This is a genomic window from Pseudophaeobacter sp. TrK17, from assembly GCF_042192375.1.
Classification (GTDB): domain Bacteria; phylum Pseudomonadota; class Alphaproteobacteria; order Rhodobacterales; family Rhodobacteraceae; genus Pseudophaeobacter.
Window position 1 is genome coordinate 2,469,120 of the sequence record NZ_CP071700.1, and the last position, 12,720, is coordinate 2,481,839.

Consider the following 12,720-nt stretch of genomic DNA (forward strand, 5'->3'; position numbering starts at 1 on the left):
AAATACCCCTCCCCCTTCGGGCCGCTGGTTTTCCGCAGGGTCATATCTGTGCAACGGTTGTCAAAGGTCAAACTGAACGACACAGTTCAGTAAAACCCACCGCAGACCACGCTGAGCGATGGGCCACAACAGGGAGAGAGAGATGAGCACAGAAATGCAAGAAATCGTTTTGGCAAGCCGCCCCGTGGCGGAACCAACGCCTGAAAATTTTCGACTGGAAACCAGCCCCCTGCCCACTCCGGGTGACGGGGAAGTAGTTGTAAAAGTTCACTATATGTCACTGGACCCCTATATGCGGGGACGTATGGATGACGCCAAATCCTACGCCGCCCCAGTGCCAATCGGCGGCCGCATGGAAGCCGGCGCCGTCGGCGAGGTCATCGCATCAAACAGCCCCCATTTTCAGGTTGGCGATTTTGCCTTTGGTATGTTTGGCTGGGCCAGCCATGGCTGCCTGCCCGCGCGTGAGCTGCGCAAGCTGGATCCAAGTCAGGGGCCTATCACTGCTGCGCTTGGCGTTTTGGGCATGCCCGGGTTTACCGGATGGCATGGCTTATCCGCTTACGGCCGCCCTCAGGCGGGGGAAACCCTTGTTGTGGCGGCGGCAACCGGCCCGGTTGGATCCATGGTGGGGCAACTGGCCAAAAAGGCAGGGCTGCGGGTTGTCGGCATCGCTGGAGGCGCGGAAAAGTGCAAAATGGCGGTCGAGACCTTTGGCTTTGACGCCTGCCTGGATCACCGCGCCTATGCGGATGCCCGCGCCCTGCGCAAGGATCTGAAAGAGGCCTGTCCCAAAGGTATCGACATCTATTTCGAAAACGTCGGCGGCAAGGTTTTGGAAGCTGTATTGCCGATGATGAACCCCCATGGCCGCATTCCAATCTGCGGCATGATCGCCTGGTACAACGCCGGCGGTCTGGGCGAAGGCGCCAGCGATGCGGCCCTCACCGGCCCCAACATCTGGCGCAATGTGCTGGTGAAGTTCCTGTCGGTAAACGGCTTTATCATCTCCAACCATTTTGACCGCTACCCGGAGTTCCTCAAGGAAGTTGGTCCAATAGTGGCCAAAGGCGAGCTCCGCTTTGTGGAAGACATCGCCGAAGGTCTGGAAAACGCCCCAACCGCCTTTATGGCGATGCTCAAGGGTGGCAATACCGGCAAGCAGATCGTCAAGCTGGTGTAATAGATAGCCGCGATGATGAAAGTAAAGGGCCTCAGAGGATCAGCGGATCAGCGGATCAGCGGATCTGGGGCCCTTTTTAGTTAGTAGACCACCCTAAAAACTGATGTGTCAGTTAGTCGTCGGTAAACAAAGTGCCGATGCTTTCACCACTGATTTCATCACTTCTATGCCACGATACCCAAATTGGCGTATCGCAGAGCCCTGCATTTTGCATATTGTTGGAAAGCAACCGCGACAGCGCTTTGGGATCCCCTGCCAGCTTGTGTTTCTTGAAATAGCAGTCGATACGCCAATGGGGCGCCGCGCCTTCGATGTATTCTGGCCGCCATACAAAATACTTGGCATTCGGGGTAGAAACAGAACCAGACCCGCCCCAGCTGCCCCGAACGTGGTGGATCTCGCCGATCCTCGTTTCTGAAGTCTCACTTCCTATTGCGCTAAATTTCGCATTCAGATCGAACCTGTGCATGTCTAGATTTCCTCACACTGCCGACCCGCTGCCTACTGCTGCTGCAGTTTGCGCGCCTCGACCTTGGCCAGGCGGATAAGCTCCTGCATATAGGGCTTTTGCCGGTCATCGCTGCGGATCGCCGCATAAAGGCGGCGGGTGATGCCGGATTTAGTCAGCGGCCGGGTGACATAATCAGACGAGTATTTCACCTCGCGCACCACCCAGTCCGGCAGCACCGTGATACCCCGGTTCGAGGCCACCAACAGCAGGATGACTGCCGTCAGCTCTACCTGGCGAATGCTTTCCGGTTCAACCCGCGCCGGGGTCAGCAACTGGCTGAACACATCCAGCCGTGACTTCTCGACCGGATAGGTAATCAGCGTTTGGCCGATAAAATCCTCTGCCTCAACATAGGTTTTCTGGGCCAGCGGGTGCTGTGCGGAAGCGACAAAAACCGCCTTGTAGTCAAAGAGTTCGATAAAATCGACGCCGGGAATGTCCTCTGGATCCGACGAGACCACCAGATCCACCTCCTCCTTTTGCAGCGCGGGCAAAGCGTCAAAAGCGAGGCCCGGACGAATGTCCACATCCACATCGGACCAGCTTTTGCGAAAGGCCTCAAGCACCGGGAACAGCCACTCAAAACAAGCGTGGCATTCAATGGCGATATGCATCCGTCCTGCATGGCCATCGCGCAATGAGGAAAACTCCGCCTGGGTTGCTTCGACCTGGGGCAACACCTGTTCCGCCAGGCGCAGCAACCGCAGACCGGCCGCCGACAGCTTCATCGGCTTGGAGCGGCGTAGAAACAGCTCGACCCCGGCTTGATCCTCCAAACCCTTGATTTGATGGCTTAAAGCGCTTTGGGTAATGTTGAGTTGATCAGCAGCCCGCGCCAGACCTCCGGCCTCGTGAATGGCCTTAATGGTGCGCAGGTGGCGAAACTCGATATGCATAACTATAGCTCAGCTCATGTTGTTCTTGAGAATTATGAAATTGTTTCACAATGCTGCACATGCAACAAGAGCGAAATCAAACGGAGAGCAAAGTCATGACCAGCCCTGAGATTTCATTTGAGTTTTTCCCGCCGCAGTCGCTGGAGGCCTCATTTCGTCTATGGGACACCGTGCAGACCCTGGCTCCACTTGATCCGCGTTTTGTATCCGTCACCTACGGCGCCGGCGGCACCACACGGGATTTGACACGGGATGCGGTAAAAACCCTCCATAGCAGCTCTGGGCTCAACGTGGCGGCGCATCTGACCTGCGTCGATGCCAGCCGGGCCGAAACACTGGAGATCGCCGAGACCTTTGCCGAGGCTGGTGTCAGTGAAATTGTCGCCCTGCGCGGCGACCCTCCTAAGGGCAGCAGCCAGTTCGTGCCCCATCCCGATGGTTTTGCCAATTCGGTTGAACTCATCGAAGCCCTGGCGGCCACCGGCAAATTTACCCTACGCGTCGGTGCTTACCCAGATCCCCACCCCGAGGCAGCCAATGCGCAAGCGGATGTTGATTGGCTCAAGCGCAAGCTGGACGCCGGCGCCGATGAGGCGCTCACTCAGTTCTTCTTTGAGCCCGAGACCTTCCTGCGCTTCCGCGATGCCTGCGCCAAGGCGGGCATTAACGGCGATAAGCTGGTTCCCGGCATTCTGCCAATTGAAAACTGGAAAGGTGCACGTAACTTTGCCAAGCGCTGCGGCACCGTGATCCCAGCCTGGGTGGATGACGCCTTTGCGAAGGCCGCCCGCGACGACCGCGAAGACCTGCTGGCCACCGCCATTTGCAGCGAACTGTGTTCTGATCTGCTGGATGAGGGCGTGAAGAAGCTGCATTTCTATACGCTCAACCGTCCGGAACTGACCCGCGATGTCTGCTTTGCGCTTGGCCTAACGCCGAACATCTCTTTGGAGAACGTAGCGTAAAGCTTGTTGCAGGTCCGGCCTTTAAGGTAATTCCAAAAAGGAACGCACTAAAGGCACCTCACTCAAGAGGCGCCTTGGGTGCGTCTTTGGAATTCGCACAAAAAGGGCCCTGACATGGCAGTTGCAAAATCCCCAGCCGATCTGTTGCCGATGGATCAGGTTGTTCAGTTTTCCGGGCTTGAGTTCATGCAGGGCATACTGGAAGGGCGCCTGCCCGGCCCCCCAATCGGGGCACAACTGGGCTATACCCTGCACGAAGTCTCAGAGGGGCGCGCGGTGTTTCGTGGCACCCCGGAATTCGAAGTCACCAATCCAATGGGGACGGTGCATGGCGGCTGGTACGGAACGCTGCTCGACAGTGCCATGGCCTGCGCTGTGATGACGGCCGTCCCCAAAGGCTCCGCCTATACAACCTTAGAATATAAGATCAATATCCTGAAATCCATTCCCCTGGGCACCACTGTGGATTGCGTCGGGGTGATTGATCATGTTGGGCGCTCCACCGGGGTGGCCCATGGCGAGATCCGCGGCGTCAAGGATGGCAAGCTCTACGCCACGGGGTCAACCACCTGTATCGTGATGAATGTCTTTGGCAGCAAAGCCTGAGCGATTGGCGCTGTAGGCGCCACTCCACCACAATAGCCACCAGGGACTTTAACTGCGACCTTCGCTGTGGAGGGCCAAGGCCCTGGCTATTGACGCGGCGCTGAAGGCGCATTGCCTGTAAGCCCGGCAAACCAGCCCGCAGATTTCTGCTGCATCACCCGGCCCTGAACGCTGCTGTGCAGCCGCTCACTGGGGTCCAATCCCACCTGCCGCTTGCTGCGCAGCAAAAAGATCTTGCCCCAGCCCTTCCAGGTGCCGATTGAGGGCGCTTTAGGGTCGACCGGAAAGCGCATGCGCCAGTCTTGCGGCAGGGCGAGGCCACAGTCCTCCGCCTTTTCCAACATCCAAACCAACGGCACATTGGACAGGGGGCGCGCCTCCTCAAAGCCAGCAAGCTGGCCGCCAATATCGCCATGCGCCCCGTGAAACCAGACCTGTTCGATACGACCATTCCAGCCCTCCGGGCAGGTCCAAAGCACCGGCTTGAACACATCGCGGGTCTCGTCCAGCGCCAGGGCATGGTAGCCATGCTTTACATGCGGGCCCAGTTCATGGTTGTGAAAGGCATGGCGGCTTTCAGCCCAGCGCCACAGCAGGGGCAACCGCAGCCCCAGGGCCTTGACCGTGTCCCAGACGCCGATCATCTCTATTTGGGTCTCGCCGTGGCAATGCGCCCGGCGAAAGGCCTGCGCCACCTCTGGCGATCCGGCCTGCTGGTAATGGCGGTAGGCGGTGCGAATATTGCGCACGGTTGCATGTTCCGCCTTCAACAGGCCAACCTCGCCGATCACCCCCGCTAACGAGCGCACCGCATAGGCACCACGGGAATAGCCCAACAGGTAGATGCGGTCGCCAGGGTGATAGCGCGAGGCAAGATAGCCATAGGCACGGCGGATCTGCCGGTTGATACCGCGCCCCATCATCACATCCGGTGCACTGGCCCAACCGGTCCACTGCACCCCGGCTTCATAAAAGACCGAAACCTCAGCCCCCATTTCACGGCACATCTGATAGAGCCTGCCGGCATGTGTCTCATGCCCCGGTTCCAGCGTCGACATGGTGCCATCCAGAATGATCACATGGGCCTGCGGCCCCCGCAGCTTGGCCTCACCGGAATGTTCCGAGCGCAAGGGGCGCCCGAGCCATCCGAGAAAGCGATTTCTAAGCTGCTTCAGTCCCATTCCGTAGTGCTTCCCATAGTTTCAGCGGTGTGAACGGCATGTCCACTTGCCGCAAGCCCTTGTCCCAGGTGGCATCTTGAACCGCATTGGCCAATGCCGCCAGGGCACCAACTGTTCCGGCCTCGCCGCAGCCCTTCATCCCCATCGGGTTTTGGGTCGAGGGCACCGGCTCAGAGGTAAACCCAATCATGGGAACGTCACCGGCGCGCGGCAAGGCGTAGTCCATAAACGTTGCCGTGAGCAGCTGCCCCTCATCATCATAGACCACATGCTCCATCATCGCCTGGCCCAGCCCCTGCACAACACCGCCATGCACCTGACCTTCGGCAAGCATAGGATTGATAAGGTTACCAAAATCATCAACGACGGTATAGCGATCCACATGGCAGGTGCCGGTCTCCGGGTCGATCACAACTTCCGCGAGGTGGGCCCCGTTTGGAAACGAGCGCCCCGGCAATTGCGCCCGCGCCGCGTGACGTAGCAAATCAATGCGGCCTTTCGCGCGGGCCATCTCTGCCACTTCCAACATCGAAGGCGTCAGGTTTGACCCCGGTGCCCGGAACGTCTCGCCGTCAAAATTGACCGCCTCTTCCTCAACCCCCATTTCCTCTGCCAGGAAGGGGCTAAAGGCGGCAACCATCACGTCCACGGTCGCCAAGGTGGCATTGGCCTGGGTGGTCACCGAACGCGACCCGCCGGTGCCACCGCCCTTGGCGATGCGGTCACTGTCGCCCTGAATGGTCGAGATCATCTCGGCCGGAATACCCGTCTGATCCGCGAGGAACTGGGCATAGACAGTTTCATGCCCCTGCCCGTTGCTCTGCGTGCCAACATAGATATTCACTCGGCCATCCTCCAGAAATTCGACTTCTGCGCCTTCTGAAGGGTCGCCCAAAATGCTTTCGATATAGTAACACAGACCAAGACCACGCAGTTTGCCGGCCTCTGCATCGGCGGCACGACGGGCCGCAAACCCCGCAATATCGGCCTCTTCTTCGGCGCGTGACAAGACCATAGCAAAATCCCCGACATCATAGCTTTCGCCGGTGACCGTGGCATAGGGGAAATTTCCCGGGGCAATAAAATTGCGACGGTGCAGCTCAAGCGGGTCAACCCCGAGCTCCCGTGCGGCGCGGTCCATCACCCGTTCCAGCACATAAATCGCCTCGGGGCGTCCAGCGCCGCGATAGGCATCCACCTGAGTGGTATTGGTATAGATGCCTTCCACCTGCAGCCAGGCGGTTTTGATATCATAGACCCCGGCCAGGACCCGGCTGAACAGCTGGGTCTGGATCGGCTGGCCAAACTGCGAATTATAAGCCCCAAGGTTACAGCGGGTCTGCACCCGGTAAGCGGTGATTTTCAGATCCGCGTCAAAGGCCAGTTCCGCCAGCGAGGTGAGATCGCGGCCACCGTTGTCGCTGAGCATCGCCTCGGTGCGGTCCGACATCCAGAACACCGGTTTTTCCAGCGCCCTAGCGGCATGGGCGACGACAAAATACTCCGGATAGGTCATCGCCTTCATGCCAAAGCCACCGCCCACATCGGGCGTCACCACATGCACCTCCTCCTCGGACAGCTGCAGCTTGGCCGCCAGCTGGCTTTTGGCCCCCCAGACACCCTGGCCCCCATAGGTGAAATGCAAACGTCCCGCTTCCCAGGTGGCAAAACAACCCCGTGGCTCCATGGCGTTGACGATAATGCGGTTGTCATCCACCTGCAGCGCCACGGTATGGGCCGCAGCCTCAAAGGCCGCTTGTGTGGCCGCCTCGTCTCCCATGCCCCAGTCAAAGGCGCTGTTGGTTGGCGCTTCTGGGTGCAGCGGCTCGCCACCAGCTTGCAGGTCCAACTTGACCGGCAGATCGTCGATATCCAGCTCAATCAGCTCACCCGCGTCCCGCGCCTGATCCAGCGTGTCGGCAATCACCACCGCAATGGGTTCCCCGACAAAACGGACCCGGCCATTGGCCAGCATGTGGCGTTCAGGGGCGGCCCCATCGCTATCATCGCGGTTTTTGACCACGGTGGCATCCATGGTGGTGGTCAGCCCCGCCGCCTGCAGGTCAGCCAGGGTCAACACCATATGCACCCCATCGGCGGCGCGGGCCTCTGCCAGATCCAGGGTCGAGATTACCCCATGGGCAACCGGACTGCGCAGCACCCAGGCCCGCAGTGCGCCTGCCGGGGCGCAGTCTTCGATATAATTCCCATGCCCGGTCAGAAACCGCACATCCTCGACCCGTTTGACCGGCTGACTCTTTCCAAATTTTTCCATGCTCGCCCCCTGTTCGCGCTGGCTGGTGCTTTAGGGGGACCTTAGCCTTAGTGGCGCGCTTGTCCAGAGAGCTCGATCACCGTCGCCACGTCAGACAACCCGTAGCCATTGAACTGGGTGCTCATGGCGGAAGAATAGGCCCCCAACCCCGGAAACAGCACATAATCCCCGGCCTGGGTATCCGCCGGCAGCGGCAGACCATCTGGCAGCCGATCCAGGCTGTCACAGGTGGGGCCAAAGACAACCCGAGGAGTACGCGCCGCTTGACGGTGATTGCCTGTGGCGCTGACCACCTCAACCCGCCCCGGAAGCCCCATATCACGGATATCAACCAGACCGCCGTAGATCCCATCGTTCAGGAACACCCTCTCGCCGCCTTGGCGCATGCCCTTGATCCGCGCCGCCAGGGTGAAGGATTCAGAAACCATCGCCCGACCCGGTTCGCAAATCAGTTGCGGGTGGTTGGCGCCAAAGGCCGCAATCACGGCGCCTTTGATGGCGGTAAAGACCCTCTCCAGATCCGGCGCCACCCCATCGCGGTTAGCGGCAAAGCCCCCCCCCACATTCAGCCGGGCAATCGACACCCCCGCCGCCTCTACTATGCGCTTGGCCGCATGGATGTATTCAACCCAGGCCGCAGCATCCTCACACTGGGTGCCGGGATGAAAACACAGCGCCGGGGTCCAGCCCTCAGCGGCGACCCGTTTCAGCAAGGCAACGGCCTCATCCGGGGCAGCGCCAAATTTGCTGCCAAAATCATAGGCCGCGCCCTCCACCGGCAGGGCAAAGCGCACTGCGATTTCCTTGTCACGGGGCACGGCGGCCAGCTTATCCAGCTCGGAGTGCTCATCCACCGACCAGCTGGCCACATCCTGAGAGATCCCCGCTGCGACTTCAGCCATAGAACGCACCGGGTTGTTGTAATGCATCACCGCGTCAGGGCTGGCCAGGCGCACGGCCGCCATCTCCGCCGGAGAGGCCACGTCAAAGGCCGAGATCCCGGCCGCCACCAGATTCGACAGCACCGCCTGGTGCGGGTTGGCCTTGACCGCATAGGTGACCACCCCGTCAAAACCCGCCTGAAACCGTTGCGCCACCTGGTGCAGCACCCGTGGCGAGAAATAAAGGATCGGGTGATCCGGGTTGTGTCGCGCCAGGTGAGTTTCAGGGTCAAGCCATAGGGGGGGGATCTGCTGCATCTGGTAAAGCCTCATAGTGTTTTGTTTATTTTCCGTCGCTTTGGCGTCGATATCCCCCGGCATTTCGCCTAGGGTGACGAAAAATTTCGGCAAATTGCAGGCCACAGCATGAAAACAGACGAAACCGACCAGCAGCTTTTGACCCTGTTGCGAGAAAACGCCCGCCGCCCGGTCTCCGATCTTGCCCGTGCGCTTGGGCTCGCCCGCACCACGGTGCAGGCGCGGATTGAGCGGCTGGAAACCACCGGCGCAATTGAGGGCTATACCCTGCGCGCCTCGGCGGCGACGCGCCCGCCGCTGCAGGCCACGGTGCTGATCTCGATCGAGCCGCGCTCTGGCCCCGAGGTGCTGTCGCGGCTGCGCAGCCTGTCGGGGGTTGAGGTGGTGCATACCACCTCCGGGCGGTTTGATCTTTTGGCCCAGGTGGTGGCCCAGACCACAGCCGAGCTGGATCAGACCATAGATCGCATTGGCGAGGCCCGTGGCGTGCGCTCCTCCGAGAGCCTGATCCATCTGGCCACCAAGTTGGATCGCACCCCCTAGGCGCTGGCCTTTTCACCTGCAAACCCAGCGATGGCTTTCCCTTTGCCTGTCCATTCGTTATTGGATGCAGCAACCCGAATTCAACCGACGCAGGACGACCCTCATGGCACTGGACAAGACATTCGACGCGGCCGAAGCTGAAAGCCGCCTATACAAAGCCTGGGAAGAGGCCGACTGCTTTAAGGCAGGCGCCAATGCCAAACCCGAGGCCTCGACCTATTGCATCATGATCCCGCCGCCAAACGTCACCGGCGTTCTGCATATGGGCCATGCCTTTAACAACACGCTGCAGGATATCCTGATCCGCTGGAAGCGCATGCAGGGCTTTGACACCCTGTGGCAGCCCGGCACCGACCACGCAGGTATCGCGACGCAAATGGTGGTGGAGCGCGAGCTGGCCAAAGAAGGCAAGAAACGCACCGACTTTAGCCGCCCTGACTTCCTGGCCAAGATCTGGGAATGGAAAGAGCAGTCCGGCGGGACCATCATTGAGCAGCTCAAACGCCTTGGCGCCTCCTGCGATTTTGACCGCACTGCCTTTACCATGGCAGGCGCCGCTGGCGACACCCGTACGGGCCACGAGAACTCGCCCAATTTCCACGATGCCGTGATCAAGGTTTTTGTGGAGATGTACAACAAAGGCCTGATCTATCGCGGCAAGCGCTTGGTCAACTGGGACCCGCATTTTGAAACCGCGATCTCGGATCTGGAGGTCGAGAACATCGAGACCCCCGGCCATATGTGGCACTTCAAATACCCCCTGGCAGGTGGTGCCACCTATACCTATATCGAGAAGGACGAGGACGGCAACGTCACGCTGGAGGAAGAGCGCGACTATATCTCCATCGCCACCACACGTCCCGAAACCATGCTGGGTGACGGCGCGGTTGCGGTGCACCCCTCGGATGAACGCTACGCGCCCATCGTGGGCATGCTCTGCGAAATTCCCGTTGGTCCCAAGGCGCAGCGCCGCCTGATCCCGATCATCACCGATGAATACCCCGACAAAGACTTTGGTTCCGGCGCGGTGAAAATCACCGGTGCGCATGATTTCAACGACTATCAGGTCGCCAAACGCGGCGGCATTCCGATGTATAACCTGATGGACACCAAGGCAAATATGCGCAGCGACGGCGCGCCCTATGTCGAGGAAGCCACCACCGCCCAGGCGATTGCCAATGGCGAGGCAGAGTTCACCGAGGCCAGCATCGCCGCGATGAACCTGGTGCCGGAAGAATACCGCGGCCTGACCCGCGAAGAGGCCCGTAAGGCGGTGATCGCTGACATCACCGCCGAGGGACTGGCTGTGATGGTCACCGAGACTAAAACGGTCAAAGACGAGGACGGCAACGAGACTGAGGTCTCGGAGGTCGTGCCTTATGTTGAGGCCAAGCCAATCATGCAGCCCTTTGGCGACCGCTCCAAGGTGGTCATCGAGCCGATGCTTACCGACCAGTGGTTTGTTGAGACCGACAAGATCGTCGGCCCAGCCCTGGATGCAGTGAAAGATGGCACCGTCAAGATCCTGCCTGAGAGCGGCGAGAAGACCTATTATCACTGGCTGGAAAACATCGAGCCCTGGTGCATCTCGCGCCAGCTGTGGTGGGGCCATCAAATCCCGGTTTGGTATGGGTATGAAATAGAAAATGATAAAGTCATTATTGAGAACGAGCTTATTCCCTATTGCTATGCCTCCGAAGAAGAGCTGATTGAGGCTATCGAAGCAAAAGTAAACCATCGCAATATTCGCTTTCACGATGACGCAACAGAAGTTCATGCACAATATGAAGACCGGACAAACGGATCAGTAAACGCGAGTGAAACACTCCACTTCTACCGCGATCCCGACGTGTTGGACACTTGGTTTTCCTCTGGCCTCTGGCCCATTGGCACCCTGGGCTGGCCCGAGTGGTCTGAGGACACCTCGAAGTATTTCCCAACCTCGACCCTGGTCACCGGTCAGGACATCCTGTTCTTCTGGGTCGCACGGATGATGATGATGCAGATGGCGGTTCTGGATCAGGACCTCCCCGTCGAGCAGCGCATCCCGTTTGACACCGTCTACCTGCATGGGCTGGTGCGTGACGCCAAGGGCAAGAAGATGTCCAAATCCACCGGCAACGTCGTTGACCCGCTGGAAATCATTGACGAATACGGCGCCGATGCGCTGCGCTTTACCAATGCGGCCATGGCCTCTCTTGGTGGCGTGCTGAAACTGGATATGCAGCGTATCGCCGGCTACCGGAACTTTGGCACCAAGCTGTGGAACGCGGTGAACTTTGCCAATTTCAATGAGGTCTATGACGAGGCCAAACCCGGCTATAGCTGCCCCGAGGCTAAGGCGGCGGTAAACCAGTGGATCATTGGCGAAACCGCCAAGGTCCGCGTTGAGGTCGACGCCGCGCTTGAGGCCTACCGTTTCAACGATGCGGCGCTGTCGCTTTATGCCTTTGTCTGGGGCAAGGTCTGTGACTGGTATATCGAACTCTCCAAGCCGCTGTTTGGATCCGACGATGAAGCCGTGATTGCCGAGACCCGCCAGACATTGGGCTGGGTACTGGATCAATGTATGGTGCTGTTGCACCCGATCATGCCCTTCATCACCGAAGAGCTGTGGGGCAAGACCGCCAAGCGCGACACTATGCTGGTGCATCAGGACTGGCCCACATATGGGCTGGAGCTGGTCAACGAGGCGGCGGATACGGAAATGACCTGGGTCATCACCACCATTGAAAACATCCGCTCGGCCCGCGCCCAGATGAACGTGCCTGCCGGCTCCAAAATCCCGATGGTTGTCACCCAGTTTGATGATGCGGCCCGCGCCGCCTGGGAGGCCAACGAAACCATGATCAAAAAACTCGCCCGCGTGGTGAGCCTGGATCAGGTGGAGAGCTTCCCCAAAGGCTGCGCCAGCGTTGCCGCCCCCGGTGCCAGCTTTGGCCTACCCCTGGCGGATATTATCGACGTGGACGCGGAAAAGGCGCGGCTGGAGAAAAACCTCGGCAAGCTGGCCAAAGAGCTGGGCGGGCTGCGCGGTCGGCTCAAGAACCCCAAATTCGTCGCCTCGGCGCCGGATGAGGTGGTGGCAGAGGCCCGCGAGAACCTCGCCTTACGCGAAGAGGAAGAAGCCAAGCTGCAAGACGCCCTGTCGCGCCTGCAGGAAATTGAATAAGGCAACCGCCGCTCTCGAACGGATACGCACCAAAAAACGCCTGCCACCGCGCGGGCGTTTTTCATATATGCGACGTGTATTTTTGTTATTTTTTGGTATTTTCACGCGCTTACGGGGAAAATGTCTGGCAGCTCACCATTGTCTTTGCCGTGGTTCTGTATCAGCTTGTTGCAAACTGCATGAGGGAGT

10 protein-coding genes are annotated in these 12,720 nt (G+C 59.4%); 5 read left to right on the plus strand and 5 right to left on the minus strand.

All coding sequences use genetic code 11. The features are described from left to right. Positions 1–142: 142 nt before the first annotated feature. Complete coding sequence (locus JZI28_RS11630; protein ID WP_375697702.1) at positions 143–1,183, plus strand: NADP-dependent oxidoreductase; 1,041 nt, start codon at positions 143–145, stop codon at positions 1,181–1,183. Between the two features lie 112 nt (positions 1,184–1,295). Here JZI28_RS11630 and JZI28_RS11635 read toward each other — a convergent pair whose 3' ends face one another. Beyond that, positions 1,296–1,652 carry a hypothetical protein gene (locus JZI28_RS11635; RefSeq protein ID WP_353399703.1) on the minus strand — a complete coding sequence of 119 codons (357 nt, stop codon included), beginning with the start codon at positions 1,650–1,652 and terminating at the stop codon, positions 1,296–1,298. Between the two features lie 32 nt (positions 1,653–1,684). Next, entirely contained in the window at positions 1,685–2,590 is a 906-nt protein-coding gene (locus JZI28_RS11640; RefSeq protein ID WP_295448765.1) for a LysR family transcriptional regulator, read from the minus strand. A 95-nt stretch (positions 2,591–2,685) separates the two neighbouring features. On the opposite strand from JZI28_RS11640, the gene metF reads away from it, so the two are divergent. Together metF and JZI28_RS11650 are read left to right on the plus strand one after the other, a co-directional pair. Further along, positions 2,686–3,555, plus strand: coding sequence for a methylenetetrahydrofolate reductase [NAD(P)H] (gene metF, locus JZI28_RS11645; RefSeq protein WP_375697703.1), 870 nt, complete (start codon positions 2,686–2,688; stop codon positions 3,553–3,555). Between the two features lie 114 nt (positions 3,556–3,669). Continuing rightward, the gene (locus JZI28_RS11650) at positions 3,670–4,161 is read left to right on the plus strand and encodes a PaaI family thioesterase (RefSeq protein WP_295448759.1); all 492 of its coding nucleotides are present in this window, start codon (positions 3,670–3,672) and stop codon (positions 4,159–4,161) included. 86 nt (positions 4,162–4,247) lie between these two features. Here the strand turns inward: JZI28_RS11650 and JZI28_RS11655 are convergent, their stop codons facing one another. The 3 genes from JZI28_RS11655 to JZI28_RS11665 are packed head-to-tail and all read right to left on the minus strand — an operon-like array spanning position 4,248 to position 8,816. After that, the gene (locus tag JZI28_RS11655; protein WP_375697704.1) at positions 4,248–5,342 is read right to left on the minus strand and encodes a DUF2235 domain-containing protein; all 1,095 of its coding nucleotides are present in this window, start codon (positions 5,340–5,342) and stop codon (positions 4,248–4,250) included. Continuing rightward, complete coding sequence (locus tag JZI28_RS11660) at positions 5,323–7,617, minus strand: xanthine dehydrogenase family protein molybdopterin-binding subunit (protein ID WP_375697705.1); 2,295 nt, start codon at positions 7,615–7,617, stop codon at positions 5,323–5,325. Before JZI28_RS11660 ends, JZI28_RS11655 begins: the two co-directional genes overlap by 20 nt. A 47-nt stretch (positions 7,618–7,664) precedes the next feature. Continuing rightward, complete coding sequence (locus tag JZI28_RS11665) at positions 7,665–8,816, minus strand: type III PLP-dependent enzyme (protein WP_375697706.1); 1,152 nt, start codon at positions 8,814–8,816, stop codon at positions 7,665–7,667. Positions 8,817–8,924: 108 nt separating this feature from the next. On the opposite strand from JZI28_RS11665, the gene JZI28_RS11670 reads away from it, so the two are divergent. Continuing rightward, a complete protein-coding gene (locus JZI28_RS11670) occupies positions 8,925–9,359 on the plus strand; it encodes an Lrp/AsnC family transcriptional regulator (RefSeq protein ID WP_295448746.1) in 435 nt (144 codons plus the stop codon). Positions 9,360–9,462: 103 nt separating this feature from the next. After that, the gene (locus JZI28_RS11675) at positions 9,463–12,531 is read left to right on the plus strand and encodes a valine--tRNA ligase (RefSeq protein ID WP_375697707.1); all 3,069 of its coding nucleotides are present in this window, start codon (positions 9,463–9,465) and stop codon (positions 12,529–12,531) included. The last annotated feature ends 189 nt before the right edge of the window (positions 12,532–12,720 follow it).

Excerpts from the sequence above, each read along its gene's own strand:
- metF (WP_375697703.1), top strand. The coding sequence starts at position 2,686 with ATGACCAGCCCTGAGATTTCATTTGAGTTTTTCCCGCCGCAGTCGCTG.
- JZI28_RS11670 (WP_295448746.1), top strand. The coding sequence starts at position 8,925 with ATGAAAACAGACGAAACCGACCAGCAGCTTTTGACCCTGTTGCGAGAA.
- JZI28_RS11650 (WP_295448759.1), top strand. The coding sequence starts at position 3,670 with ATGGCAGTTGCAAAATCCCCAGCCGATCTGTTGCCGATGGATCAGGTT.
- JZI28_RS11660 (WP_375697705.1), bottom strand. The coding sequence starts at position 7,617 with ATGGAAAAATTTGGAAAGAGTCAGCCGGTCAAACGGGTCGAGGATGTG.
- JZI28_RS11675 (WP_375697707.1), top strand. The coding sequence starts at position 9,463 with ATGGCACTGGACAAGACATTCGACGCGGCCGAAGCTGAAAGCCGCCTA.
- JZI28_RS11635 (WP_353399703.1), bottom strand. The coding sequence starts at position 1,652 with ATGCACAGGTTCGATCTGAATGCGAAATTTAGCGCAATAGGAAGTGAG.
- JZI28_RS11665 (WP_375697706.1), bottom strand. The coding sequence starts at position 8,816 with ATGCAGCAGATCCCCCCCCTATGGCTTGACCCTGAAACTCACCTGGCG.
- JZI28_RS11640 (WP_295448765.1), bottom strand. The coding sequence starts at position 2,590 with ATGCATATCGAGTTTCGCCACCTGCGCACCATTAAGGCCATTCACGAG.
- JZI28_RS11655 (WP_375697704.1), bottom strand. The coding sequence starts at position 5,342 with ATGGGACTGAAGCAGCTTAGAAATCGCTTTCTCGGATGGCTCGGGCGC.
- JZI28_RS11630 (WP_375697702.1), top strand. The coding sequence starts at position 143 with ATGAGCACAGAAATGCAAGAAATCGTTTTGGCAAGCCGCCCCGTGGCG.